Raw genomic sequence first — 26,156 nt, forward strand, 5'->3', positions numbered from 1 at the left:
TTATGTCGCTCGGAGAACACGCACCCGACTATTCCGCCGCCGCCGGCAGGAAGCCGCCGGACTGCCGGGCCCAGAGCGAGGCGTAGAGGCCGCCGCGCCGGACGAGCTCGGCATGGGTCCCCTCCTCCACGATGCGGCCGGCATCGATCACCACGAGGCGGTCGAGGCGGGCGATGGTCGACAGCCGATGCGCGATCGCGATCACGGTCTTGCCCTCCATCATGCCGGCGAGATTGTCTTGGATCGCCGCCTCGACCTCCGAGTCGAGCGCCGACGTCGCCTCGTCGAGGACGAGGACCGGCGCGTTCTTCAGGAAGACGCGGGCGATGGCGATCCGCTGGCGCTGGCCGCCCGACAGCTTGACGCCGCGCTCGCCGACGAACGCATCGAGCCCCTCGCGCCCGTTCGGGTCCCGCACGGTCCGGATGAAGCCGAGCGCATCGGCGCGCCGCGCGGCGGAGAGAATCTCCTCCTCGGTGGCGTCGGGGCGGCCGTAGGCGATGTTGTCGCGGATCGAGCGGTGGAAGAGTGAGGTGTCCTGTGTGACGACGCCGATCTCGCGGCGCAGCGAGGTCTGCGTCACGCCGGCGATGTCCTGCCCGTCGAGAAGGATCGTGCCGCGCTCGACGTCGTAGAGGCGCAGGAGGAGGTTGACGAGGGTCGTCTTGCCGGCGCCCGAGCGCCCGACGAGGCCGACCTTCTCACCCGGCCGGATGGCGAGCGAGAAGTTCTCGATGACGCCCGCCCCCTTGCCGTAGTGGAAGGTCACGTCGCGGAACTCGACTGCGCCCCCCGCGGCCCGGAGCGCCGGCGCGTCCGCGCGGTCGACCAGCGCCGGAGCGGCCGAGACGGTGGCGACCGCGTCCTGCACCGTGCCGTAGTTGCGGACGAGGCCATTGATGTTGAACATCATCCAACCGCTCATCTGGTTGAGCCGGAGGATGAGGCCGAGCGCGGTCGCAACGTCGCCGGTCGAGGCGGTGTTCTGCATCCAGGAGTGCAGCACCAGCGCGCCGATCGCGGTCATCATCAGGCCGTTGAGGACGGCGACTGCGGTGCGCACCGCGGTGATCGCCCGCGTCAGCGCGCGGATGGCCTCGACGAAGCGCCGAAAGCCGTCGAGCACGAAGGCGTCCTGCCGCCGGCCGGGATCGAAGAGCTTGACCGCGAGGATGTTGGTGAAGCTGTCGACGATGCGGCCCGACATCATCGAGCGCGCCTCGGCGCTTTCGCGGCCGGCACGACGGATGCGCGGCAGGAGGTCCCGCACGATCCAGCCGTAGCCGATCGCCCACAGGAAGAGGACGAGGCCCATCCACGGGTCCATCGCGCCGAGGATGGCGACGGCAAGCAGCGTGAAGGTGACGAAGCTCCAGAAGGTCTGGAGCGTCGTGACGATGAAGTCGCCCGTCGCCTCGCCGACCTGCTGCACCTTCTGGGCGACGCGCCCCGCGAAGTCGTTCTGGAAGAAAGTGTAGGACTGGTCCATCAGCCGCCGGTAGGACTGCCAGCGGATGCGGTTGTAGAGCGAGGGGACGATGACCTGCTGCTCGAGGAGCGAGGCGGCGAAGAGGACGAACGTGCGCAGGAGAAGCGTCGTGACGGCGAGGGTCACGAGGAGCCAGAAATGGTCGGCGAGAAGCGTCGCCGGCGACGACGAGCCGAGCGCATCGACGACCCAGCCGACCGCCGCATAGAGGAAAGCGTCGACGCCGCCGGTCAGCCCACCGGTGACGAGAAGCGCCAGAAACGGTCCGCGTGCCTCGCGCGCGAAATGCCAGATGAACCGGTTGGTCTCTCGTGGCAGCGGCGGCAGCGCGCCGACGCGGCGGGGCTCCGCGCCCTCCGGCTCGATGTCGCCATAGGGATCGATGACGCGCTCGAAGCGGCGCAGGAGCCCGCCGATCATTCGGCCGCGCGCACGCCGGCGGCGGCCGGCCGGGGCTGGTCGTCGCCGGCATCGAGGAAGCCGCCGACCTGCCGACGCCAGAGATCGGCGTAGAGCCCGCCCCGCTCGATGAGTTCGGCGTGGCTGCCCTCTTCGAGAATGCGCCCCTTGTCCAGCACCACGAGGCGGTCGAGGGCGGCGATGGTGGACAGGCGATGGGCGACCGCGATCACCGTCTTGCCCTCCATCAGGCGATAGAGGTTCTCCGCGATCGCCGCCTCGACCTCGGAATCGAGCGCCGAGGTCGCCTCGTCGAGAAGCAGGATCGGCGCGTCCTTCAGCATCACGCGGGCGATCGCGATGCGCTGGCGTTGGCCGCCCGATAGCTTGACGCCGCGCTCGCCGACCTCGGCGTCGAGACCGCGGCGGCCCTCGCGATCGGCCAGCGCCTCCACGAAGTCCAGGGCCTCGGCGCGCCGCAGCGCATGGCGGACGTCCTCGTCGGTGGCATCGGGGCGGCCGTAGAGGATGTTCTCGCGGATCGTGCGATGAAGCAGCGAGGTGTCCTGCGTCACCATGCCGATCTCGGCGCGCAGCGAGTTCTGGGTGACGCCCGCGATGTCCTGACCGTCGATCAGGATGCGGCCGGACTGGACGTCGTAGAACCGCAGGAGAAGGTTGAGGAGCGTCGACTTGCCGGCGCCCGAGCGCCCGACGAGCCCGATCTTCTCGCCGGGGCGGATGGTGAGGTCGAAGTCCCCGACCACGGGACCGGCCGCGCGATGGGGCTTGGCCGAGGCGTAGGCGAAGGACACCTTGTCGAAGCGCACCTCGCCCTCGGTCACCGCCAGCGCTCCGGCACCCGGCGCATCCGTCAGGGCGATGGGCTGCGTGAAGGTCGCGATGCCGTCGCGGATGGTGCCGACGTTCTCGAAGAGGGCCGAGACCTCCCACATGATCCACTGCGCCATGCCGTGCAGGCGCAGCACGAGACCGATGCCGACCGCGACCGACCCGACGGAGACGAGCCCATTGACCCAGAGGCCGATGCCCATCGCGCCGACGCCGAACAGAAGCAGCGAGTTCAGGAACAGGAGGCAGACGAAGAACTGGGTGATGAGGCGCCCCTGCCCGTAGACGGGTTTCAGGAACAGCCGCATCGCGTCCTTGGCGTAGGTCACCTCGCGCGGGGTGTGCGCGAAGAGCTTCACGGTGCCGATATTGGCATAGGCGTCGACGATGCGGCCGGTCATCTCGGCGCGCGCATCGGCCTGCCGCTCGGCGACGGCTCCTAGGCGCGGAATGAAGTGGCGCAGCATCACGACGTAGAGCACGAGCCAGCCGACGAAGGGCAGCATCAGCCGCCAGTCGGCGGCGGCAAGCAGCACGATGATGCCGGTGAAGTAGACCGCGACGTAGAGAAACACGTCGATGGATTTCATGATCGTCTCGCGCACGGCGAGCGCGGTCTGCATCAGCTTGGTCGAGACTCGGCCGGCGAACTCGTCCTGGAAGAAGCCGAGCGACTGGTCGAGGAGCCAGTTGTGCGCCGTCCAGCGGAAGCGCATCGGCAGGTTGCCGAAGAGCGCCTGGAACGAGATTAGCGATTCGAAGAGCGCCAGCCCCGGCAGGACGACGAGGATCACCGCCGCCATCGCGGCAAGACGCCAGCCCTCGTCGGCGAGGAACGTGTCGGGATTGGCGGCCGAGAGCCAGTCGACGATCGAGCCGAGGAAGCCGAAGAGCGAGACCTCGATCACCGCGATCGCGCCCGACAGGACGGCCATGCCGACGAGCAGCCAGCGCACCGGCCTCGCATAGTGCCAGACGAACGGCCAGAACGTGGCGGGCGGGCTCTTGGCCGGGCCCGCGGGAAACGGGTCGACGAGCTTTTCGAAGGTGGCGAACATGGGCATTTCCGTCCGGCGCATCGGGCCAGCGACACGCACAACGCCCGGTTCGTCTCAAGTGTCGCCAGCATATAGGCAGGTTCACTGCAATTTCACGAAACGGAGCGTTTCCAGCGGCGCGCGGCTTGGCTATCTGGAGGCGATGCAGTTGTCCATCGCCCTCTACCAGCCCGACATCGCCGGCAATGCCGGGACGATCCTGCGCCTCGGCGCCTGCCTCGGCCTCGATGTCGAGATCGTGGAGCCGGCCGGGTTCGACCTGTCGGACCGGGCGTTGAAGCGGGCGGGCATGGACTATCTCGCGATGGCCCGGCTCACCCGCCACGTCGATTTTGCGGCCTTCGATGCGGCCCGGCGCGCGGCGGGCCGCCGGATCGTCCTCCTGACGACGAAGGCGGACACGGCCTATTGCGACGTCGCCTTCCGGCCGGACGACGTGCTCCTCTTCGGCCGCGAGAGCGCCGGCGTCCCCGACGCGGTCCACGATCTCGCCGACATCCGCGCGACGATCCCAATGGAGGCGGGGGCGCGCTCCCTCAACCTCGCCGTCAGCGCGGCGATGGTCGCCGGCGAAGCCTTGCGGCAGTTGCGTTGGCAGGGAACGCCATGATCTTCGACGAACCACGGGTCGGCACGGGCGCCGCGATCCTTCGCAACGACCGGCTTCTTCTCATCCGGCGCCGGGGTGCCCCGGAGGCCGGCGCCTGGGGCCTGCCGGGCGGCAAGGTGGATCTGTTCGAGACCGCGGCCGATGCCGCCGCGCGCGAGGTCCTCGAGGAAACCGGGCTGCGGATCGCGGCCGACGACCTCCTCTGCGTCGTCGACCAGATCGACCGCGACGCCGGTCATCACTGATTCGCGCCGGTCTATGTCGTGGAGGATGCGGCGGGCGAGCCGTCGATCCAGGAGCCGGAGAAGCACGACGGGCTCGGCTGGTTCGCGCTCGACGCCCTGCCCGAGCCGCTGACCGCGCCGACGCGGGGCGCCCTGCCCCACCTCAGAGCGCGGATCAGTCGGCGCTCGGAAGACGGCGCATCGTGAACTCGACCTCGTCGCCCGGCAGGAGGCGCCAGCTTTCGACCTGCGTCCAGTAGGCGGCCTTGGGATAGCGCACGAACCACTCGCGCGCCTTGGAGCGGGCCTCCGGGCGCGGCAGCGTGAAGGTCTCGCGCACGAAGCTGTCGCGCGGAGCCTCTTGCCGCCGTGCGCGCAACTGCCGGCGCAGGCCATCGAGCGGGGGTGGGGGAAGCGGGGCCATCGAACCGTCGCGCTCCTGTTTCGGCGGGCTCCTGTCCCGATCGAATATAGGCCTCCGGCCACGCGAATTCGAGTCGGATCGGCGCGCCGCCCCCGAACGGATCGCTTCCGAAACGCTTGCGCAACTGCTAGCCAAGGCAGGCAAGCCCGGCCTCATCGATTCCGGCCGGGTCGGAAGGATCGTCGCGCGCCATGGAACGTCCCGAACTGCCGCAGGGCCTGCCGGAGAACCTCGACGCCAAGAAGGACGAGGCGAAGGCCTGGTTCGAGGCGTTGCGCGACCGGCTCTGCCAGGCCTTCGAGGCACTGGAGGACGAGTTCGGCTCCGACGAGACGCTGCCGGCCGGGCGCTTCGAGCGCACGCCCTGGACGCGCGGCGAGAACGGCGGCGGCGGCACCATGTCGATGCTGCAGAACGGGCGCGTCTTCGAGAAGGCCGGCATCCACACCTCGACCGTCTATGGCGAGCTGTCGGAGGACTTCGCCGCGCAGATCCCGGGCGCTGGCAGCGACCGCAGCTTCTGGGCCTCGGGCATCTCGCTGATCGCCCACACGCGCAACCCGAACGTGCCGGCCGTGCACATGAACACGCGCATGGTGGTCACCACCGGGCAATGGTTCGGCGGCGGCGCCGACCTCACCCCGATGCTGGACGCGCGCCGCACCGCCGAGGATCCCGACACGCGCGCCTTCCACAAGGCGCTGCAGTTCGTCTGCGACCGGCACGCGGGCGTCGCGAGCTACGAGCGCTACAAGACGTGGTGCGACGAGTACTTCTATCTGCCGCATCGCAAGGAGCCCCGCGGCGTCGGCGGCATCTTCTACGACTGGCTGCATTCGCCGGACGAGGCCGGAGGCTGGGACGCCGACTTCGCCTTCACGCGCGACGTCGGCAAGGCGTTCCTCGTCGTCTACCCGCATCTCGTGCGCCAGAACGCCGGCACGCCGTGGACGGAAGAGCAGCGCGAGGAGCAGCTCGTGCGGCGCGGACGCTATGTCGAGTACAACCTTCTCTACGACCGCGGCACGCTGTTCGGGCTGAAGACGGGCGGCAACGTCGCCTCGATCCTGTCCTCCCTGCCCCCGCTCGTGAAGTGGCCCTGATCGAGCGGACCGGCGATGAATTTCGGGCTTTGCATCCCTCGCCGACAGTGTTTTTCGCGCTAGTTCCCGAGTGCGGACAAGAATTGGTTAACTTGCCAACAACGTCCTGTTCACAACGCGATCGCGCCTGATATGGTCCGTGTACCCCGCCCGTCACAAGCGACGGCCGGGTGCTCGCAGGACCGAGGACATCCGCGAACAGACGTGCATTCCGACCGCATGGTTTCGAAGGGCAGGCGGCACGCGCATCCGCGCGGCCGAAGGATCGACCAGGGAGGACTGTAATGTATGAACTCAATTGCCACGGCGTCATTCCCGGCTGCGAGCGCGTCATCCGCGCCGATTCGCAGGCGGAGGTGATGCGTCGCGCCGTGATGCAGGCCAAGCAGCTGGGCGTCGACACGATCACCCAGCGTTTGATGGACGCGATTCGCGACGGCATGCACGAGAGCGTCAAGCACTGACGCGACCGACCGAAAGGCGCTGACGGGAGCAGTCCGGGCGCGGCTTCATCGTTGGATGGAGCCGCGCTTTTTTAGAAGGTCAGACCAGCTTCAACAGGGCGTCGCGCCCCAGCACGAAGCCGCTTTCCGCAAAGGCGCGCTTCAGGCGGTCGAGCGCGCGCCCGATCTCGGGACCGGATACGACGCCCGCGGCCGCAAGATCATGCCCCGTCAGCGGAAAGGCCGGCGGCTCGAACGACGTGGCGGCCTCGTACCGCGCCGCCAGATGCGCCACGCCGGCCAGCCGGTCGGGATCGTTCGCCGCGGCCATGCGCTCGGAGCTGAGCGCCAGCGCCAGCCGATCGGCGAGCGCCCCGCGATCGCCGAGATAAAGGCGGGCGCGGAAGGCGGCATCGCTCTCGGCGGGCGGCGCCTCGCTCATCGCCCAGGCGACGAGCCGGTCGCGATCGGCGTTGGACAGTCGCAGCCGGACAGCCATGTCGCGCAGCCGCGCCGCGTCAGGCGGCACGATCGCCTCGAGGCGGCGGATAGGGTCGGGCGCCCAGCCGTAGAGCGCCTCGGTCTCGACGAGGCCGTGGATCGCGTCGATGCCCCACTTTTCCGATTCCGGCAGCACGCGGCTGAGGACGCCGGCCTGCCGCATCCACAGAAGCGCACGAGCCGGATCGGGCGCGGCCAGGAGCTTTCGCAATTCGCCCCAGACGCGCTCGGACGACAGGCGATCGAGCCCCTCTTTCAGACGAGAAGAGGCGCGCAGGCCGTCGCCGTCCGGCCGACCCCGTCCGTACCAGGCGAAGAAGCGGAAGAAGCGCAGGATGCGGAGATAATCCTCCTCGATCCGCTGGCTGGCCTCGCCGATGAACCGGAGCGTGCCGCTCTCGATGTCGGCCAAGCCGCCGACGAAATCGTAGATCTCGCCGTCGGCGTCGCAGTAGAGGGCGTTGATCGAAAAGTCGCGCCGGGCGGCATCCTCGGCCCAGTCGCGCCCAAACAGGACCTTGGCGTGTCGCCCGTCGGTCTCGACGTCGCGGCGCAGCGTCGTCACCTCGAAGGGCCGCCCTTGCGCCACCACCGTCACCGTGCCGTGCTCGACGCCGGTCGGCACCGCCTTGAGACCTGCCGCCTCGACGCGGGCGATGGTCTCGGCCGGCAGCGTCGTCGTGGCGACGTCGACGTCGCTGATCGGGCGGCCCATCAGCGTGTTGCGGATCGCCCCGCCCACCACCCGCGCCTCATCGCCGCCCGCCGACAGGCAGGCGAGGATGGTCTGGAGGGCGGGGTCGCGGAGCCAATCCGCCTCGATGCGCGTCATGATGCGTAGAGCCTTTCATACAGCGTGCGCAGGATGCCCGCCGTCACGCCCCAGATATACCGATCCCCGAACGGCATCGTGTAGAAGTATCGCGGCTTGCCCTGCCAGACCCGACTACCCTTGGCGTGGTTCGCCGCATCCATCAGGAAGCCGAGCGGCACCTCGAACGCGTCGGCGACCTCCGAAGGATCCGGCCGGGGCACGAAGCCGGGATCGACGATCCCGACCACCGGCGTGATGCGGAACCCCGTCGTCGTGCGGTAGCGTGGCAGGCGGCCGATCACCTCGACCAGTCCGGGGTCAAGCCCGATCTCCTCGTCCGCCTCGCGCAGCGCCGCCGCCTCGATCGAAGCGTCGGCAGGGTCCACCGAGCCGCCGGGAAAGGCGATCTGGCCGGAATGCTTGCGCAAATGCGCGGCGCGCGTCGTCAGGATCACGCCCGCTGCGCCCAGCCGGTCGACCACGGGCACCAGCACCGCCGCCTCGCGGGCGTTCACGCCGTCGGACAGCTGCTCCCAGTCCGGGTTGAGAACGTGGTCGCCGGTATCGTGCTCCAGGGCCTCCAGGCCGCGGGCCGACAGGCGCGCCCGAAGGTCGGCGGCGTCGAAGCGCGTCTCAAGCATCGAGGGCCGAGGGCGCGAGCGGGACGGGAAACCAGCTGGAGCCGGACGCGATGCCGGCCTCGCCGCCGCGCTCTTCGATCCGCTGGGCGAGGTCGAAGGCCAGCGCGCGCGTCAGCCGCGCTTCCAGCCCACCGCGCACGCGCAGATACGGTCGGAACGCGTCGTCCGCCGCATCCTCGAAGCGCAAGGGGTGCGCATCGTCGGCCTCGACGACGTCGCCCATGTTGGTACGGAAACGTAAGCGGCCCGCCTCGTCGCTCATCTCGACCGCCACGAACGGCGCGTCGGCCACGCGGATCGTCAGCTTCTCGGCCGGCGTCACCAGAACGAACGAGCCGTCCGCCTCGCGCCGCAGGACGCTGGAGAAGAGCCGGGCGAGCGCCGGGCGGTCAATCGGGGAGCCTTGGTAGGACCAGCCGCCGTTCTCGTCGATCGCCATGTCGATCGTGCCGCAATGGGGCGGATTCCACGCCTCGACCGGCGGAGCGGAGCGGCCGGCGCGCTCGGCGCGCGACACCAGCGCCTCCAGCGAGACCGGTGCCGAACTTGTGTCCTCTGACTGAGGCATGATGCAACGTCCTCACGGGCTGCCGCTCCGCGGTGGGCGGCTCCCCGTCTTATTTTGGCCGGGCTTGGCCGTCACCAAATAGTCGCGCATCCCAGCGCTTGCCAGACGACCGCCGCCTCGATTCTATGCGGCTTCTCCCCGTCGTCGGCCGTTCCGACACGACTCATCGAAGGGCCCCGCAGGATGACGATACGCGCCAACACGGAGCCGACCCTCGACGCGCATGCCATGGTGGCCGAGGCCGAACGCGCGCTGGCCGACATCGCGAGGGCGCGCGAATCCGTCGCCCGCGTGATCTTCGGCCAGGAAAGCGTCGTCGAGCAGACGCTGGTGGCGATCCTCGCCGGCGGCCACGCGCTGCTCGTCGGCGTGCCGGGCCTTGCCAAGACCAAGCTCGTGGAAACGCTCGGGACCGTGCTCGGCCTGAACGCGCGCCGCGTCCAGTTCACGCCCGATCTGATGCCCTCCGACATCGTCGGCACCGAGGTCATGGACCAGGACGAGGGCGGCCGCCGCTCCTTCCGCTTCGTGCGCGGCCCGGTTTTCGCACAGCTCCTGATGGCCGACGAGATCAACCGCGCCAGCCCGCGCACGCAGTCCGCGCTTCTGCAGTCGATGCAGGAGTACCACGTGACGGTGGCCGGCGAGCGGCACGACCTGCCCGCGCCCTTCCACGTGCTGGCGACCCAGAACCCGCTGGAGCAGGAGGGCACCTATCCCTTGCCCGAAGCCCAGCTCGACCGCTTCCTTTGCCAGGTCGACGTGCACTACCCCTCGATCGAGGCCGAGCGCCGCATCCTCCTCGCGACCACAGGCGTTGCCGAGGACAAGGCCGTCGCCGTGATGACGGCCGAGCGCCTGCGCGAGATCCAGATGCTGGTGCGCCGCATGCCGGTGCCCGAGAGCGTCGTCGAGGCGATTCTGTCGCTCGTGCGCTCGGCGCGTCCCGGCCAGGGGTCGTCGGAGGCCGACACGCATGTCGCCTGGGGTCCCGGCCCGCGCGCCAGCCAGGCGATGATGACCTGCGTTCGCGCCCGCGCGCTCTATGAGAGGCGGCTTGCCCCGTCGATCGACGACGTTCGAGCGCTCGCGGAGCCGATCCTCCAGCACCGCATGGCGCTGAACTTCGCCGCGCGAGCCGAAGGCATCGGCGTGCGCGAGGTGATCGCCCGTCTGGCCCGGCAGGCCGGCTGACCGGATGGCGGCCATCGGGCGCATCACCGACGCTGTTGCCGGTGGCGAGGCGCTGCACCGCGCCCGCCAGCGCGCGGCGCTCCTGCCGGACCTCCTCGTCGAGGCGCGCCGCGTCTCGGCCTCCGTCGCGACCGGCTGGCACGGCCGGCGGCGGCGCGGCACGGGCGAGAACTTCTGGCAGTTCCGCCCCTTCGTCGACGGCGAGCAAGTGTCGCGCATCGACTGGCGCCGCTCCGCGCGCGACGACAACGTCTATCTTCGCGACCGCGAGTGGGAGGCGGCGCAGACCGTCTGGCTCTGGGCCGATCCCTCCCCGTCGATGCTCTACCAAAGCGGCACCGGCCTCGTGTCCAAGGAGAGCCGCGCGCTCGTCCTCGTTCTGGCGCTCGCCGAACTCCTGGCGCGCTCGGGCGAGCGGATCGGCTATACCGGCGTGATGGCGCCGGTCTCGGCCCGCAACGCCGCCGAGCGCATCGCGGCCGCCCTCCAGACCAATCGTCCGGCCGGCGGCTTTCCCGCGACGGATCGGCTGAAGCGCTTTTCCGAGATCGTCCTCGTCGGCGATTTCCTCGACCCGATCGAAGACCTCGTCGAGCGGATCGATCGTCTCGCCAAGCAGGGCGTGCGTGGCCACATGGTGCAGGTCGCCGATCCCGCCGAAGTCGCCTTTCCCTATTCCGGCCGCACCGAATTCCACGACCCCGAGACCGGCGCCAAGCTCACGGCCGGGCGCGCCGAAACCTTGCGCGACCTCTATCGCGACGCGTTCGAGGCACGGCGGCAGGTTCTCGGCGAGCATTGCCGGCGGCTTGGCTGGAGCCACGTCTTCCACGCGACCGACCGCCTGGCGTCCGAACCGCTCGTCGCGGTGCACGGCCATCTCAGCGGCCAGCCGCAAAGCATGAAGGCGCGCGCCTGATGGGAGCCTTGTCCTTCGGCGCGCCGCTGGTGCTCGCCGGGCTTCTCGCTCTGCCGGCGATCTGGTGGCTGCTGCGCCTCACCCCGCCGCGTCCGCAGACAGAGACCTTTCCGCCGCTGCGCATTCTCGAGCGCGTCCTGCGCCGCGAGGAAACGCCGGCGCGCAGCCCCTGGTGGCTGACGCTCCTGCGGCTGCTGCTGGCGGCGCTTGTCATCCTCGCGCTGGCCGCGCCGATCCTCAACCCGCGCGAAAGCGCCCTGTCGGGCAACGGCCCGGTGGTCGTGATGCTCGACAACGGCTGGGCGAGCGCGCGCGACTGGGACGATCGGCGAGACGCGGCGGAAGACCTGATCCGCGAGGCGGGTGAGGCCGGACGGCCGGTGTCGCTGGTCCTCACCGCGGAGGACGCGGGCAACGACCCGGCGCCGGTGGAAGCGGCAACGGCGCTGGAGCGGCTGGSGGCCGCCGAGCCGCGTCCGATCGCGCCCGACCGTGCGGCAGCCGCGACGCGCCTCTCCGCCGTGCTCGGCGGCCAGGGCGGCGCCAGCCTCGCCTATCTCAGCGACGGGCTCGACGGCGGCGGCATGGAGGCGGCGGCCGAGACGCTCCGCGCCCTCTCCCCCTCGCAGGCAATCCTCTACGCCCCGCCGGTCGGCACGCTCGCGGGGCTCACTCGCGCCGAGAACGCGACGGACGCGCTCGTGGTCGAGGCCGTCCGCCCCGAGGGCGAGGCGGGACCGGCGACCTACCAGCTTCGCGCGCTCGACGCGCAGGAGCGCGAGATCGGCCGCGCGCCGCTCGCCTTCGCCGCCGGCGCGACGACGGCCGAGGCGCGCTTCGCCATCCCGGTCGAGCTGCGCAACGACGTCGCGCGCATCGAGCGCGAAGGCCTCAACGACGCGGCCACCGTGCGCCTCGTCGACGACAGCTTCCAGCGCCGCCGCGTGGCGCTGGTCTCCGGCGAGGCGGCCGACCTCGCGCAGCCGCTCCTCTCGCCGCTCTACTACATCACGAGAGCCCTCGAGCCCTTCGCCGATCTCGTGCGGGCCGGCAGCGCCGATCTCGGCACCGCCATTCCCGCGCTCGTCGAGCAGCGCCCCTCCGTGATCGTGCTCGCCGACATCGGCGTCCTGCCGGAGGCGGCGACTGAGGCGCTGAACGGCTTCCTGGAGAAAGGCGGCACGCTGGTTCGCTTCGCCGGCCCGCGGCTGGCCGCCTCGACCGCCGAGGACACGCTGGTGCCGGTGCGGCTGCGCGGGGGCGAGCGCCAGCTGGGCGGCGCCCTCTCGTGGTCCGAGCCGCAGCGCGTCGCGCCGATCGCCGAGGGCAGCCCGTTCGCCGGCATCACCGTGCCCGCCGACGTCACCGTGTCGCGGCAGATCCTCGCCGAGCCGGCGGCGGACCTCAACGACCGCACCTGGGCGAGTCTGGCCGACGGAACGCCCATCGTGACCGCCGCGCCGCGCGGCGCGGGGACGATCGTCCTGTTCCACACGACCGCGGAAGCCACCTGGTCGAACCTGCCGATCTCCGGCGCCTTCGTCGACATGCTCCGGCGGATCGTGTCGCTGTCGCGTGGGGCGGTCGGCACCGACGGTGGCACGGCCGAGACCAGCCTGCCCCCCTACCGCGTCATGGACGGCACCGCCCGTCTCGTCCAGCCCGGCCCGGAAATCCGGCCGCTCGTCCTGGCGGCCGGCACGCCGACCGTGCCGAGCCTTCAGAACCTGCCGGGTCTCTACGGCACGGCCGAGGGCTATCGCGCGCTCAATCTCCTGGGAACCGACGCCGTGCTCCGCCCCCTTCCCGCGCTCGATCTCGGCGCGCCCATCGCCGCCCGCGCCTACGGCACGGCGGGCGCGACCGACCTGACGCCCTGGCTCTTTGCCGGCGCCGTGGCGCTCTTCGCGCTCGACGCGCTGGCGCTCCTCTGGCTGCACGGCGGCTTCGCGCGCCTGCGGCGCAGTGTCGGCCGCCGCGCGGCGCCCGCCGCGCTGGCCGTGGCGCTCGGCCTCGCCGCCGTCGCGGGCGGACATCCGGGCCATGCGCTGGCGCAGGACACGCCCTCCCCCGCTGCCACGGCGACGCAGGGGCTGGAGGGCATCGACGCCGCGCGAGCGATCGAGGCGACGGAAACGACGCACCTCGCCTATGTCGAGACCGGGGACGCCGCGACGGACGAAATCTCGCGGCAGGGGCTCGACGGCCTGTCGCAATACATCGCCTCGAAGACCGCGCTCGAGCCGGGCAAGCCGATGCCGGTCGACATCGCGACGGACGAGTTGTCCTTCTACCCGATCCTCTACTGGCCGATCCACGCGAGCGTGCCGATGCCGAGCCAGCAGGCGATCAGTCGTGTCGACGCCTACATGAAGCAGGGCGGAACGGTGCTCTTCGACGTCGAGGGCGACGCGATGCGCGACCTCTCGGGGACGACGGTCTCGGCCGGGCAGCGCCGGCTGCGCGACATCCTGGCCGACCTCGACATCCCGCCCCTCGAGCCGGTGCCGGCCGACCACGTGCTGACCAAGGCCTTCTACATCATGGACAGCTTCCCCGGACGGCACACGGGATCGGACCTCTGGGTCGAGTCCCTCGTGCGCTCGGCCGATGCCGAGGCGCGGCCGGCCAACGCGGGCGACGGCGTGTCCTCGATCATGATCACGTCGAACGATTTCGCCAGCGCCTGGGCGGTGGACGGCAACGGGCTCTTCGTCTTCCCGACCGACAACGCCGATCCGTCGCAGCGCGAATACGCCTACCGGGCGGGGGTCAACATCGTGATGTACGTGCTGACCGGCAACTACAAGGCCGACCAGGTGCACGTGCCCGCGCTTCTCGAACGCTTGGGGCAGTGACGCCATGACCTGGTCGATCGACGTCTCGCCCTTCTTCCCCTGGACCGTCATCGCGATCCTCGCCGTGCCGGCGGTGCTTCTCGCGCTGGCGCTGCTCGCCGCTCGGATGCGCGGCGCCGTGGTGCGCAGCCTCGCGCTCGCCGCCCTGGTGCTGGCGCTCCTCAATCCCGTGATCCTTCGCGAGGAGCGCGACCCGCTGAAGAGCGTCGTCGCCGTCGTCGTCGATCGCAGCCAGAGCCAGACGATCGGCGAGCGCACGGCACAGACCGATGCCGCGGTGGAAGAAATCCGCCGCAACCTTGCCGCCTTCCCGCAGTTCGAGGTGCGCACGATCGATGCGCGCTCGGGCGGCGAGGGCGATGCGACGACGGCGCTCTTCGGGGCGCTGCGCGACGGCCTTCGCGACGTGTCGCCCGCCCGCGTCGGAGGCGCGATCATGGTGACCGACGGGCAGGTCCACGACATTCCCGAGAACGCCGGCGCGCTCGGCTTCGACGCGCCCGTGCACGCCCTCGTCACCGGCCGCCCGAACGAGTTCGACCGGCGGCTCGACCTCGTGACCGCGCCCCGCTTCGCGCTCGTAGACCAGCCGCAGACGCTGACGTTCCGCGTCGTCGAGGAGGGCGAAGGGGCTTCGACCAACCCAGTCGAGGTGCAGGTCTTCCTGAATGGCGACCTCGTCGAGCGGCGCAACGCCGTGCCGGGGCAGGACACGAACGTCCAGATCACCCTGCCGCGCGCCGGCAAGAACATCGTGGAGCTGTCGGCGGCGCGAGAGACCCGCGAGATCACGCCGGTCAACAACCGCGCCATCGCGGTGATCGACGGGATCCGCGAGAACCTGCGCGTGCTTCTCGTCTCGGGCGAGCCGCACGCCGGCGAGCGGACGTGGCGCAATCTCCTGAAGTCGGACGCGGCGGTCGACCTTGTCCACTTCACCATCCTCCGCCCGCCGGAGAAGCAGGACGGTACGCCGATCAACGAGTTGTCGCTGATCGCCTTTCCGACGCGCGAACTCTTCGTCGAGAAGATCGAGGACTTCGACCTCATCATCTTCGACCGCTACCAGCGGCGCGGCGTGCTGCCAACGCTCTACTACGACTACATCGCCCAGTACGTGCAGAACGGCGGCGCCATGCTCATCGCCTCCGGCCCGGAATATGCGGGGCCCGATTCCGTCGCCAACTCGCCGCTGAGCGCGATCCTGCCGGCGCTGCCGACCGGCGAGGTCGACCAGCGCGCCTTCCGGCCGACCCTCTCGGAACTGGGGCGCAAGCACCCGGTCACGCGCGACCTGCCGGGCGCCGGCGCGACGCCCCCCGACTGGAGCCCGTGGTTCCGTTCAATCGACGTCGGTGAGACGCGCGGCGAGACCGTGATGACCGGCCCGGACGGCAAGCCGCTCCTTGTCCTTGACCGCGCCGGCGAGGGCCGCGTCGCGCTCCTCCTGTCCGATCAGGGCTGGCTATGGTCGCGCGGCTTCGAGGGCGGCGGCCCGCATGTGCCGCTGTTCCGCCGCCTCGCCCATTGGCTGATGAAGGAGCCGCAGCTCGAGGAGGAGGCGCTCGACGCCGAGGCGCTCGGCACCGACCTGACGGTGACGCGCCACACGATCGGCGACGATCCGGGGCCGGCGACGGTCGTCACGCCATCCGGGCGGGCGTTGCAGCTGCCGTTGACGCAAGGCGCAGCCGGCGAGTGGCGGGGGACGCTGAACGCCGACGAACTCGGCCTCTATCAGGTGGCCAACGGCGATCTCCGGGCGCTCGCCAATGTCGGGCCGGTGAACCCGCGTGAATATCGCGAGGCGATCTCGACCACGCAGAAGCTGCAGCCGATCGCCGATGCGACGCGCGGCTCGACGCGGCGTCTCGCGGAAGCCACCGGCGGCGTGTCGGTGCCGCGCATCGTGCCGGTGTCTGGCCGGGCGGACGCGGACGGGCGCGACTGGATCGGGCTGAAGACCACGGAGGAAAGCGTCCTGCGCGGTGTCGACCGGACGCCGCTGTTTGCGGGCTTCCTCGGTCTTGCCGTGCTCCTGCTGGCGCTTTCCGCCACGTGGTATCGCGAAGGTCGCTGACGTCAGCGACGCCGGCGGACGGTTTCCCGCCGTCGAGGGGTTACGATCTGCGCATCGGCTCCCTATTTCGCAGCTGCAGCATGAGGCTGGACACCGCGTCCCCTCGTGCGGCAGTGATCAACGGGAGGAGTGGATGGAAGGCGTAGGACCATGGCCCGCATCTCTCTCGCACTGCAGGGCGGCGGCGCGCACGGCGCTTTCACCTGGGGCGTGCTCGACCGCCTCCTCGACGACGACACGATCGAGATCGCGGCCGTCAGTGGGACCAGCGCCGGCGCGCTGAACGCGGCGAGCCTTTCGGCCGGGATCGCCGGAGGCGGCCGCAAGGGCGCGCGCGACGCGCTACACCGACTTTGGGAGACCGTCGCGGCGCGCTCGCCGCTCGGGGTTGTGGAGAACAGCTTTCCCTTCTTCCCGTTTCCGCGCTCGATGGTGCACCGGGCGATCGAACAGATGCGCTCGCTCTCGCAGTTCGCCTCGCCCTACAGCACCCCGCGGCCGGGCGGCAATCCGCTGCGTCGGGTCGTCGAGGACGCGATCGACCTCGATCTCCTGCAACGGCAGACGGACATTCCGACCTTCGTATCGGCGACCGACGTGGAAGCCGGCAGCGTGCGCGTCTTCACCGGCGGGGAACTGACCGCCGACGCCCTCCTCGCCTCGGCCTGCCTGCCGGACGTCTTTCGCGCCGTCGAGATCGACGGGCGGCACTACTGGGACGGCGGCTATCTCGGCAACCCGATGCTGACGCCGCTCTTCACGCAGGATCACGGCACGTCGGACCTCCTGATCGTGCAGGTGACGCCCTTCGTGCGGCCGGGCGTGCCCGATACGGCCGACGAGATCATCGCCCGCGTCAACGAAATCACCTTCAACACGTCGCTGATGCGCGACCTGCGCATGCTCACCGAGGTGAAACGCCTCGTGCGCGACGAGGATCTGGAGAACCCGGTGCTGCGCCAGATCGCGGCGCTGCGGCTCCACATGATTTCCGCCGGCGAGGAACTGACGCGGCGCGGGGCCGTGGGCAAGCTCGACACGCGCTGGTCGGAACTCGTGCATCTGCGCGATCTCGGCCGCAAGGCCACCGATCTCTGGCTGGAGCGGCACCGCGACGATCTCGGCCGCCGGACGTCGCTGCCGACGAAGGTCGAGGCGCTGGTCTAGCGGCGCGGCTCGACCAGACCGGCAACCCCCTGCCAGGCCCCGGGGACGAGATCGAGACCGAGGATCCGCGCCTCGTCGACGGGTCCCGGCATGACGATGGAACCGATGGGCAGCGGCCGGTAGCCGAGCGGCGTGTAGTAGGCGCGGTCGCCGACCAGGAAGATCGCGCGCTCGCCGGCAAGACGCGCCGTGTCCGCCGCGAGAGCCAGCAGCGTGCGGCCGATGCCGCGTTTCTTGAAGCGCGGCCGCACGGCCAGCGGCCCAAGCATCAGGACCGGCACGCCGCCCACGGCCACGCGCGTTTGCCGCACCGATCCGACGATCTCCGACCCGAGAACGGCGACCAGCGACAGGGCGGGGTCGTGGGGCGAGCGTTCGCGCACGCGCTCGGCGGCCCGCGTGAAGCGGCCGGGGCCGAACGCTTCGGCGGCGATGTCCTCGATGGCATCGGCGTGTTCGGCGAGTTCCGCGCCAAAGCGCAGGTCGAGATCCTGGACGAGAGACAGCATGGTCGGGTCCTGACGAGGGAGACGCAGTCGCTCCGCCCCGCCCGACCGCACGATCGGGTCAGGCGCCGGCGGCGTGGTACGTGGCGGCTCGTGCCGCCTCCTGGCGTCGTCGTCGCTGCATGGAAAACCCGCGGAAGTCAGGCCTGTCGATCGGCCGGCACGCTCCATATCACCGCATCGGTGCCGCGTCGAGGGTCATGCCTCTCGCCGAGCGCGGCTTTCAGGATGGGTGATGCAGATGGGCCTTCTGGTCGACGGCAAGTGGCAGGACAAGTGGTACGACACCAAGGCGTCGGGTGGCAGCTTCCAGCGGACGAGAACCTCGTTCCGACGCTGGGTGACGCCGAACGGCGAGCCGGGCCCCGACGGGCAGGACGCCGTGCCGGCCGAGGCCGGGCGCTATCACCTCTACGTCTCGCTCGCCTGCCCCTGGGCGCATCGGACGCTGATCCTGCGCAAGCTGAAGAAGCTGGAGGACGTCGTCTCGCTCTCGGTGGTCGACTGGTTCATGGGGACGGAGGGCTGGACCTTCTCCGACCGGCAAGGCTGCATTCCCGACACGGTCAACGGCGCCCAGCGCCTCTACGAGGTCTATCTGAAGGCGGACCCGAACTTCTCCGGGCGCGTTACCGTGCCCGTCCTGTGGGACAAGAAGGACGGCACCATCGTCAACAACGAATCCGCCGAGATCCTGCGCATATTCAACGCTTCCTTCGACGCGTTCGGCGACGCGTCGGTCGATGTCTGCCCGGACGATCTTCGGGACGCGATCGACGCGACCAACGAGGAGGTCTACGAGGCGGTCAACAACGGCGTCTACAAATGCGGCTTCGCGACGACGCAGGAGGCCTACGAGACGCCGTTCCACGCCCTCTTCGAGACGCTCGACCGGCTGGAGAACCGCCTGTCGCGTCAGCGCTACCTGACGGGCGACCGGATCACCGAAGCCGACTGGCGCCTGTTCACCACGCTCATCCGCTTCGATCCCGTCTATGTCGGGCACTTCAAGTGCAACCTGCGCCGGATCGCCGACTATCCCAACCTGCAGGGCTACCTGCTGGAGCTCTATCAGCACCCAGGCGTGCGCGAGACCGTCGACTTCCACCACATCAAGCATCACTACTACGAGAGCCACGACATGGTGAACCCGACGCGGATCGTGCCGCTCGGCCCCGACCTCGACCTCGACCGGCCGCACGGGCGCGAGCGGCTGCCGGCGGCGTGACCTACCAGTCCTGCGTCGGCGGAACGCCGTCGAGGACTTCGGCAAGGCGCCGGCGCGTTGCCGGCGTCGTGCCGTCGGGCAGGGCGTCGAGCGCGAAGAAGCCGCTCTCGGCGATCTCCCAGTCGCGCCGGCGCGGCTCGGTCTGCCGGACGCGGTCGCAGCGGTAGACGAGGACATGGTCCCGCCCCGCGCGGCGGTTGTAGTGGATGGAGACCAGCTTCGGGGTCTCCTCGCAAACGAGGTTGCCCTCCTCGAGCGCCTCCCGCACCACGGCCTCGAGCGCCGTCTCGCCGGGGTCCACCGCCCCGCCCGGCATGTACCAGCCCTCGCGGTAGCCGTGGCGCACGAGAAAGACGCGGCCCTCGCCGTCCAGCGCGACGATGCGCGCGCCCAGCGTCATCGAGCGCGTCAGCAGTCCCCAGACGTGCAGCAGGCGGCCGAGCGGGCGGGAAATCCAAGGCGTCATCGCCGCCCCCTTCCCATCGCGTCCGGTCCGGCTAGTTCATCGCCCATGTTTCGTCTCGCTCATCTGTCCGACATCCACCTCGGCCCGCTGCCGGAACTGTCCTATCGCGAGCTCGCGTCCAAGCGCATCACCGGCTACATCAACTGGCAGCGCAACCGGAAGCGCGCGATGTTCGGCGACACGCTCCTGAAGCTCGTCGCCGACCTCAAGGCCCACTCGCCGAGCCACGTGGCGGTGACCGGCGACCTCGTCAACCTCGCCACGCGGACCGAGATCGCCGGCGCGCGGGTGTGGCTGGAGGACCTCGGAGACCCCGCCTGGGTCTCGGTCGTGCCGGGCAATCACGATGCCTACGTGCCGGGCGCGCTGAAGCGGGTCTACGAGGCCTGGCACCCCTATCTCGTCGGCGACGGCGGCAAGACGCCCCACCACCGGCGCTACCCCTACATGCGCGTGCGCGGCCAGGTCGCGATCATCGGCACGTCGAGCGCCGAGGCCACGGCGCCGTTCTTCGCCACCGGCACCTTCAAGCGGGGGCAGGCGCTCGCCACCGCCCGCCTTCTCGACGAGGCCAAGGCCCGCGGCCTGTTCCGCGTGGTGATGATCCACCACCCGCCGATCGCCGGCGCAGCCGCCTGGTCGAAGCGCTTGATCGGCAAGCAGTATTTCTCCAAGGTGATCCACGACGTCGGCGCCGAACTGGTGCTCCACGGCCATACGCACCTCGACACGCTCTACTGGCTGACGGGCCCCGGCGGCGAGCGCGTGCCCGTCGCCGGCATCCCTTCGGCGAGCCAGAGCGCCGGCGGATCGAAGCCGGCGGCGCGCTACAGCCTCTTCGAGATCGACGGCGGACCGGGCGACTGGTCGCTCGTCCAGCGCGAGCGCGGTTTCCGGGCCGATGGCGGCGGCATCGACTGGATCCGCGAGCGCCGCCTCCTCATCGATGGCACCACGACCGACGCCGAGCCCGGCGTCGCCGCCTGATCTGCGGGCGGATGCAGCCGAGGAACCGCTTGCCAGGGATGGACACTGCCGCGTAAGGCGCTCGGATCGCCGTTCGCCGATCGAGGCCCGCCCGATGCGCCCTCCCCCGTTGCCCGCCCTCTCGGCGGGGCTGCTTGCGGCCTTCGTCGGCTTCGCCAGTTCCTTTTCCGTGGTGCTGCAGGGGCTGGTGGGGGTCGGCGCCTCGCCGGAGGAGGCCGCGTCCGGCATCATGGCCCTGTCGGTCGCGATGGGCGTCTGCGGCATCCTCGTCTCATGGCGGATGAAGATGCCGATCTCGGTCGCCTGGTCGACGCCGGGCGCCGCGCTTCTCGCAGGAGCCGGCGTTCCCGCCGCGGGCTTCGGGGCGGCGGTCGCCGCCTTTTTGCTGGCGGGAGCACTGGTGGTGCTGGCAGGCCTCGTGAAGCCCGTCGGCCGGGCGATCTCCAGCATCCCGCTGTCGCTCGCCAACGCGATGCTGGCGGGCATCCTGCTCCCCTTGTGCCTCGCGCCGGTCAAGGCGGTGGCATCCATCCCGCTCGAAGCGCTCGCGGTCATCGCGATCTGGTTTCTCGTCGGGCGCTGGAGCCGGGTCCTCGCGGTGCCGGCGGCGGCGGTTGCGACCTTTTTCCTGATCTTCCTTGCCCACAGCAGCCCGGAGGGCGCGGCGGCGGTGATCCCCTCTCCCGTGCTCGTCCTGCCGGACTGGTCGCCGGCCGCGCTGGTCGGGCTCGGCCTGCCCCTCTTCCTGATCACCATGGCCTCGCAGAACATTCCGGGTCTCGCGATCCTGCGGGTCAACGGCTTTGCCGCCGAGCCCGCGCCGCTCTTCACGGCGACGGGCATCGCGAGCCTCCTCTGCGCCCCGTTCGGCGGCCATGCGGTGAACCTTGCCGCAATCACCGCGGCGATCTGCGCGGGCGACGAGGCCGGACCGGACCGGGCTCGTCGGTGGTGGGCGGGGATCGTCTCAGGGCTCGCCTACATCGCCTTCGGCCTCACCGCCGGCTGGGCCACGGCGTTCGCCGCGCAGTCTCCGGCGCTGGTCCAGACGGTCGCCGGCGTCGCCCTGATCGGCGCCTTTACCGGCGCGCTCGGGGGGATGGTCGGCGAGACGCGGGACCGCGAGGCGGCGATCCTGTGCTTCGTCGTGACGGCGTCGGGCGTGCCGTTCCTCGGGATCAGCGCCCCGTTCTGGGGCCTCGTGGTCGGAGGCGTCGTGCTTGTGGCCGTCCGGCGGCGGGGCTGACGCGTTCCGTCAGACGATCGGCGCGCCGCGGTAGGCGGCAATCGCCATCAGGATACCGGCGCCGACGACGATGCCGATCATCAGCCAGGACAGGGCGATCACGAAATCGGTCGAGCGCGGACGTGGGGCGAGGCGAATCGGCTCGAGCGAGGAGACGGCCGCCAGCGTGGCCGGTCGCTCGGCGGGCCGAAGGCCGATGCCGTCGGATGCGGCAAGCGCACGGTCGCGCTCCACCATCCGCTCGGCGACGTATTCGGTCACCTTGTCGACGATGACGCGGCTCTCGCCTGATTCGGCGAGCGTGATGCGGCCGAGGCGCGTGTCGCGCACGAAGCGGTAGGTGCGCCGGTCGCGCGCCATCAGGACCTGCGCCGTGCCGTCGACCCAGTAGCGGGGCTGCGGGCCGCCGGAGAGCGTGAAGTCGAAAAGGTCGTCGTCGGCCGGGACGGCGTCGATGATCGGCTGCAGTTCTTCGGCGAAGATCTCGAGGCGAGCGCGGTCCGCCTCGCGAATGTCGACCACGATGTCGGTCCGCTGCGAGGAGGCGATCTTGGCCGCGCGCACGGCTTCGGCCAAACGCTTGGTTCCGCTCGTCACCGACAGGGCGCCTCGGGACTCCATCATCATGCCACCTCGACCTCGCGCGGCGGGCCGTCATGGCCCGCCGTACGGTTGTCATGCGTACCGCCGCTGGCTTTCGTGAAACCGGAACGGCACGCAAGCGGAAAGGTTTCGTTAACCCTGATTATCCACGATCCGGTTGGCCGCCGCAACGATCGCGCGCAGCGAGGCCGTGGTGGCGTTCTGGTCGATGCCGGCACCGAAGGCCCGTCCGCCGGGGTGCTCGATCTCCATGTAGGCGATCGCCGAGGCGTTGGAGCCGCGCTGGAGCGAGTGCTCGGAGTAGTCGGCGACCGACAGCTCGATCCCCATGTGCCGCGACAGGCCGTCGATGAAGCCGTCGATCGCGCCGGTGCCGCGCCCCTCGATCTCGATCGTCCGGTCGCCGTCGCGGATCGTCGCCGTCACCGTGCGGCGGGACGGTCCCTGTTCGGGCCGCGTCACGTGCTCGACATAGGCGAAGCGCGCGCCCGGCTGCTCGACGTAGCGTTCGAGGAAGCGCTCGTAGATGCGCTTGACCGGCAGTTCGCGGCCTTCCTCGTCGGTGATCCGCTGGATGTCCTCGCGAAAATCCACCTGCAGGTTGCGCGGCAGGTTCAGGCCGTGGTCGGCCTGCAGTACGTAGGCGATGCCGCCCTTGCCCGACTGCGAGTTGATGCGGATGATCGCCTCGTAGGAGCGGCCGACATCCTGCGGATCGATCGGGAGATACGGCACCTCCCACAGGGGCTTGTTGGCGACCTTCGCCGCCTTCATGCCCTTGTTGATCGCGTCCTGGTGCGAGCCGGAGAAGGCCGTGTAGACCAGTTCGCCGACGTAGGGGTGGCGCTCCGGGATCGCGAGCTGGTTGCAGTGCTCGTAGACCTCCTTCATCCGGTTGATGTCGGAGACGTCGAGTTCGGGATCGACCCCTTGCGTGTACATGTTGAGCGCCAGCGTCACGAGATCGACGTTGCCGGTGCGCTCGCCGTTGCCGAACAGCGTGCCCTCGACCCGGTCGGCGCCCGCCATCAGGCCGAGCTCGGTCGCCGCGATCGCGGTGCCCCGGTCGTTATGCGGGTGCAGCGACAGGATGATCGTCTCGCGGTTGTCGAGGTTGCGGCTCATCCACTCGATCTGGTCGGCGTGGATGTTGGGCGTCGACATCTCGACGGTCGCCGGCAGGTTGAGGATCAGACGGTTCTCCGGCGTCGGACGGATGACCTCCGCGACAGCGTTACAGATCTCGAGCGCGAAATCGAGCTCGGTGCCGGTGAAGCTTTCGGGCGAATACTCGAAGCGGAACCCGCCGCCGGCCTTGTCGGCCATCTCGGCGATCATCTCGGCGGCCTCGACAGCGATCTGGCGGATGCCGGCGCGGTCCTTGCCGAACACGACGCGGCGCTGCAACTCGCTGGTCGAGTTGTAGAAGTGGACGATCGGGTTCTTCGCGCCCTCCAGGCTCTCGAAGGTGCGCGTGATCAGCTCGGGTCGGCACTGGACCAGCACCTGCAGCGACATGTCGTCGGGCACGCCGCCCTCCTCGATGCACCAGCGGGTGAAGTCGAAGTCGGTCTGCGAGGCGGAGGGGAAGCCGATCTCGACCTCCTTGAAGCGCATGTGCTTCAGGAGCGCGAACATGCGCGACTTGCGCTCCTGGCCCATCGGGTCGACCAGCGCCTGGTTGCCGTCGCGAAGATCGACGGAGCACCAGATCGGCGCCGTCTCGATGCGGCGCGAGGGCCACTGGCGATCGGGCAGATCGACGGCCGGATAGGGCTGATACTTCTGGGAAGCCTTGGGCATCACCGGGACGGATGCGGACATGGGAATACCTTGCTCGTTCGGCGAAGACGGAGCGGCACGACGGCCGGCTGACGCGCGTCTTTCAGGATTTGACCGGGGTTGTAAAGCCGAAGAGACTGGAGGCCTCGCGAGGGTTTCGCGCGCCGGCTCGACCGCCGGGCGCCCCTTCGATCAATGGGCCCGACGATCGCCGATAAGGACGAGACGAAGGAGGCCGAGAAGCGGACGCGTAGAGGCGCTGCGCGTGCGCGCGGCGACCGGGGCCAAGGGGCCGAAGAAGGCGTCCGACTTCGTCATGGCCGGGAGGATGCCCTCACCTGTCGCCGATGGCAAGCCCACACGGCGGCGTCGAGACGCGAAAAAGGCCCGATCCTCGCGGATCGAGCCTTTGAGGCGGGGGCGGCCGAAGCCGCCCGTGCGTTGGTTCAGCGGGCGTCGATGCCGAACGAGTCCGAACCCGGGACGACGCGGACCTGCTCGACCGGCGAGGCCACAGCGGTGCCGCGGTAGTCGCCACGGATCACCGAGTTGACGGCGTTCGAGTCGTAGGCGCGGTTCTCGTAGCGCGAGCCGGGGACGACGTTCACCGCAGCGCCCTCGGTGACGGGGTAGCCGAACGAGCGGCTCTCGACGACGGTCGTGCGCGGGGCGGCGGCGGTCTCGCCACGGATCACCGAGTTGACGGCAGCGCCATCGGCGGCGCGCACATAGGTGTCGGAGCCCGGGACGATCCCGTTGGCGGAGGCGACGCCGGTCAGGGCGGCGAGGGAGATCACAACAGCCGAGGCAAAGATGGAGGTCTTCATTGTTCTTGTCCTTGTTGAAACGCGGGAGGCGCTCGAGACATTCGGCGGCTTGGGAGGAAGCCGGGGAGATGAGCTTGCGTCGTCCGATGCGCTTGATTTAGGCGGTGGCTGTCGGCTTATCGAGTAGCGATTGTTGAACAGTCCGTTCCTAACGTAAGCCAACCTGCCTTTTAGCCGCCCGAGGCGTTAACGCGAAAACGCCGACCCACTCCGCTGAGTGGGCCGGCGCTCGATGACCGGTCCGGCGATGGCGCGATGACTTAGAGAACCGGGACGCCCACCTGCTTCGCCTCGCCTTCGGGCTCGACATGGATCAGGACGCGCGCACCGGAGAAGGCGTCCTGCAACGCGTCCTCGATGCGGTCGCAGATCGCATGGGCGTCGACGACGCGCATCTCGCTGGGCACCACCATGTGGAACTCGATGAACACTGCGCGGCCGGCGATGCGCGTGCGCACGTCGTGGACCTCGATCGCGCCCTGCGCCGAGTTCGAGATGATCTCGCGTGCCCGCGTGTCGTCCGCCGGGTCGAGCGCCTGGTCCATCAGGCCGGACAGCGAGGAGGCGACGACCTTCCAGCCCTCGCGCAGGATGTTCAGCGCGACGAGGGCGGCGAGCGCCGGGTCGAGGATCGACCAGCCCGTGACGCTCGCGACGGCAAGGCCCGCGAGCACGCCGACCGAGGTCACGACGTCGGCCATGATGTGCCGCCCATCGGCATCGAGCGCCGGCGACCGGTGCGCGCGCCCCTGCCGGATGAGGTGCAGGGCCCACAGGAGATTGATGACGGTCGCGACGCCGTTGATCGCGATGCCGGTCATCGGCGCCTCGATGTCGCGGGGCTCCAGATAGGCGCCGTAGGCCTCGCGCAGGATGAGAAGCGCGGCGACGACGATGAGGACGCCTTCCACCACGGCCGAGAAATACTCGGCCTTGGTGTGGCCGTAGGGGTGGTCGGTATCGGCGGGCTTGTAGCTGACGCTGACGGCCCACAGGGCGATGAGGCCCGCGACGACGTTGACGATGGACTCCAGCGCATCCGAGAACAGGGCCACCGACCCGGTGACCACGTAGGCCGCGTACTTGATGCCGAGGACGAGGCAGGCGACGGCGATGGTCATCATCGCCGTGCGCTTCACCAGACGGCCGGAATCGTCGGCCATCGTC

At 70.1% G+C, this 26,156-nt stretch carries 24 protein-coding genes; 12 read left to right on the forward strand and 12 right to left on the reverse strand.

What is annotated here, in order from left to right; all coding sequences use genetic code 11:
• Positions 1-28 precede the first annotated feature (28 nt).
• Both ASF65_RS13660 and ASF65_RS13665 read right to left on the reverse strand, forming a co-directional pair.
• Entirely contained in the window at positions 29-1,909 is a 1,881-nt protein-coding gene (locus tag ASF65_RS13660) for an ABC transporter ATP-binding protein (RefSeq protein WP_055890173.1), read from the reverse strand.
• Positions 1,906-3,798, reverse strand: coding sequence for an ABC transporter ATP-binding protein (locus tag ASF65_RS13665; protein ID WP_055890176.1), 1,893 nt, complete (start codon positions 3,796-3,798; stop codon positions 1,906-1,908). Before ASF65_RS13665 ends, ASF65_RS13660 begins: the two co-directional genes overlap by 4 nt.
• A gap of 142 nt (positions 3,799-3,940) precedes the next feature.
• On the opposite strand from ASF65_RS13665, the gene ASF65_RS13670 reads away from it, so the two are divergent.
• Together ASF65_RS13670 and ASF65_RS22100 are read left to right on the forward strand one after the other, a co-directional pair.
• Entirely contained in the window at positions 3,941-4,408 is a 468-nt protein-coding gene (locus ASF65_RS13670; RefSeq protein ID WP_055890178.1) for a tRNA (cytidine(34)-2'-O)-methyltransferase, read from the forward strand.
• On the forward strand, positions 4,405-4,653 hold the full coding sequence (locus ASF65_RS22100) for an NUDIX domain-containing protein (RefSeq protein WP_244486664.1): 249 nt from the start codon (positions 4,405-4,407) through the stop codon (positions 4,651-4,653). The genes ASF65_RS13670 and ASF65_RS22100 overlap by 4 nt, the downstream gene beginning before the upstream one ends.
• Positions 4,654-4,807: 154 nt before the next feature.
• On the opposite strand, the gene ASF65_RS13680 is transcribed toward ASF65_RS22100, so the two are convergent.
• On the reverse strand, positions 4,808-5,056 hold the full coding sequence (locus tag ASF65_RS13680) for a hypothetical protein (protein ID WP_055890180.1): 249 nt from the start codon (positions 5,054-5,056) through the stop codon (positions 4,808-4,810).
• Between the two features lie 191 nt (positions 5,057-5,247).
• Between ASF65_RS13680 and hemF the strand changes: the two genes are divergently transcribed.
• Together hemF and ASF65_RS13690 are read left to right on the forward strand one after the other, a co-directional pair.
• Positions 5,248-6,159 (forward strand): oxygen-dependent coproporphyrinogen oxidase, encoded by a 912-nt coding sequence (gene hemF / locus ASF65_RS13685; RefSeq protein ID WP_055890181.1) that lies wholly within the window; start codon positions 5,248-5,250, stop codon positions 6,157-6,159.
• A gap of 284 nt (positions 6,160-6,443) precedes the next feature.
• Positions 6,444-6,623 (forward strand): DUF1059 domain-containing protein, encoded by a 180-nt coding sequence (locus tag ASF65_RS13690; RefSeq protein ID WP_055890183.1) that lies wholly within the window; start codon positions 6,444-6,446, stop codon positions 6,621-6,623.
• A gap of 79 nt (positions 6,624-6,702) precedes the next feature.
• Here ASF65_RS13690 and ASF65_RS13695 read toward each other — a convergent pair whose 3' ends face one another.
• From ASF65_RS13695 to ASF65_RS13705, 3 genes are read right to left on the reverse strand one after another with little or no spacing between them, the layout of a single operon-like run.
• Positions 6,703-7,935 (reverse strand): CCA tRNA nucleotidyltransferase, encoded by a 1,233-nt coding sequence (locus tag ASF65_RS13695; protein ID WP_055890185.1) that lies wholly within the window; start codon positions 7,933-7,935, stop codon positions 6,703-6,705.
• Positions 7,932-8,558, reverse strand: a complete 627-nt coding sequence (locus tag ASF65_RS13700) for a CoA pyrophosphatase (protein WP_055890187.1) — start codon at positions 8,556-8,558, stop codon at positions 7,932-7,934. The genes ASF65_RS13695 and ASF65_RS13700 overlap by 4 nt, the downstream gene beginning before the upstream one ends.
• The gene (locus tag ASF65_RS13705; protein WP_055890188.1) at positions 8,551-9,126 is read right to left on the reverse strand and encodes a DUF1285 domain-containing protein; all 576 of its coding nucleotides are present in this window, start codon (positions 9,124-9,126) and stop codon (positions 8,551-8,553) included. Before ASF65_RS13705 ends, ASF65_RS13700 begins: the two co-directional genes overlap by 8 nt.
• 183 nt (positions 9,127-9,309) lie before the next feature.
• Between ASF65_RS13705 and ASF65_RS13710 the strand changes: the two genes are divergently transcribed.
• From ASF65_RS13710 to ASF65_RS13730, 5 genes are all read left to right on the forward strand, one after another.
• Entirely contained in the window at positions 9,310-10,320 is a 1,011-nt protein-coding gene (locus tag ASF65_RS13710; protein ID WP_055890190.1) for a MoxR family ATPase, read from the forward strand.
• A gap of 4 nt (positions 10,321-10,324) precedes the next feature.
• Complete coding sequence (locus tag ASF65_RS13715; protein ID WP_055890191.1) at positions 10,325-11,239, forward strand: DUF58 domain-containing protein; 915 nt, start codon at positions 10,325-10,327, stop codon at positions 11,237-11,239.
• Complete coding sequence (locus ASF65_RS13720) at positions 11,239-14,097, forward strand: DUF4159 domain-containing protein (protein ID WP_055890193.1); 2,859 nt, start codon at positions 11,239-11,241, stop codon at positions 14,095-14,097. Before ASF65_RS13715 ends, ASF65_RS13720 begins: the two co-directional genes overlap by 1 nt.
• 4 nt (positions 14,098-14,101) lie before the next feature.
• Positions 14,102-16,177, forward strand: coding sequence for a hypothetical protein (locus tag ASF65_RS13725; protein WP_055890195.1), 2,076 nt, complete (start codon positions 14,102-14,104; stop codon positions 16,175-16,177).
• A 150-nt stretch (positions 16,178-16,327) separates the two neighbouring features.
• Positions 16,328-17,344 (forward strand): patatin-like phospholipase family protein, encoded by a 1,017-nt coding sequence (locus ASF65_RS13730; protein WP_055890196.1) that lies wholly within the window; start codon positions 16,328-16,330, stop codon positions 17,342-17,344.
• Here ASF65_RS13730 and ASF65_RS13735 read toward each other — a convergent pair.
• A complete protein-coding gene (locus tag ASF65_RS13735) occupies positions 17,341-17,853 on the reverse strand; it encodes an N-acetyltransferase (protein WP_055890198.1) in 513 nt (170 codons plus the stop codon). The two genes, ASF65_RS13730 and ASF65_RS13735, sit on opposite strands and share 4 nt — an antisense overlap.
• A gap of 238 nt (positions 17,854-18,091) precedes the next feature.
• Between ASF65_RS13735 and ASF65_RS13740 the strand changes: the two genes are divergently transcribed.
• Positions 18,092-19,078: a glutathione S-transferase family protein gene (locus ASF65_RS13740; protein ID WP_055890314.1), complete on the forward strand. Its 987-nt coding sequence runs from the start codon at positions 18,092-18,094 to the stop codon at positions 19,076-19,078.
• Position 19,079: 1 nt separating this feature from the next.
• Here ASF65_RS13740 and ASF65_RS13745 read toward each other — a convergent pair whose 3' ends face one another.
• The gene (locus tag ASF65_RS13745) at positions 19,080-19,544 is read right to left on the reverse strand and encodes an NUDIX domain-containing protein (RefSeq protein ID WP_055890200.1); all 465 of its coding nucleotides are present in this window, start codon (positions 19,542-19,544) and stop codon (positions 19,080-19,082) included.
• Positions 19,545-19,589: 45 nt separating this feature from the next.
• On the opposite strand from ASF65_RS13745, the gene ASF65_RS13750 reads away from it, so the two are divergent.
• On the forward strand, positions 19,590-20,531 hold the full coding sequence (locus tag ASF65_RS13750) for a metallophosphoesterase (RefSeq protein WP_055890202.1): 942 nt from the start codon (positions 19,590-19,592) through the stop codon (positions 20,529-20,531).
• A 94-nt stretch (positions 20,532-20,625) separates the two neighbouring features.
• Complete coding sequence (locus tag ASF65_RS13755; RefSeq protein ID WP_055890203.1) at positions 20,626-21,777, forward strand: benzoate/H(+) symporter BenE family transporter; 1,152 nt, start codon at positions 20,626-20,628, stop codon at positions 21,775-21,777.
• Between the two features lie 9 nt (positions 21,778-21,786).
• Here ASF65_RS13755 and ASF65_RS13760 read toward each other — a convergent pair whose 3' ends face one another.
• The 4 genes from ASF65_RS13760 to ASF65_RS13775 all read right to left on the reverse strand — a co-directional run bounded on the left by ASF65_RS13760 (position 21,787) and on the right by ASF65_RS13775 (position 26,152).
• On the reverse strand, positions 21,787-22,401 hold the full coding sequence (locus tag ASF65_RS13760; RefSeq protein WP_055890316.1) for a hypothetical protein: 615 nt from the start codon (positions 22,399-22,401) through the stop codon (positions 21,787-21,789).
• A 111-nt stretch (positions 22,402-22,512) separates the two neighbouring features.
• The gene (leuA, locus tag ASF65_RS13765) at positions 22,513-24,204 is read right to left on the reverse strand and encodes a 2-isopropylmalate synthase (RefSeq protein ID WP_244486665.1); all 1,692 of its coding nucleotides are present in this window, start codon (positions 24,202-24,204) and stop codon (positions 22,513-22,515) included.
• A gap of 404 nt (positions 24,205-24,608) precedes the next feature.
• A complete protein-coding gene (locus tag ASF65_RS13770; RefSeq protein WP_055890205.1) occupies positions 24,609-24,989 on the reverse strand; it encodes a hypothetical protein in 381 nt (126 codons plus the stop codon).
• A 260-nt stretch (positions 24,990-25,249) separates the two neighbouring features.
• Positions 25,250-26,152 carry a cation diffusion facilitator family transporter gene (locus ASF65_RS13775; protein ID WP_055890320.1) on the reverse strand — a complete coding sequence of 301 codons (903 nt, stop codon included), beginning with the start codon at positions 26,150-26,152 and terminating at the stop codon, positions 25,250-25,252.
• Between the last annotated feature and the right edge of the window lie 4 nt (positions 26,153-26,156).

Source organism: Aureimonas sp. Leaf324 (assembly GCF_001423245.1).
GTDB lineage: Bacteria > Pseudomonadota > Alphaproteobacteria > Rhizobiales > Rhizobiaceae > Aureimonas.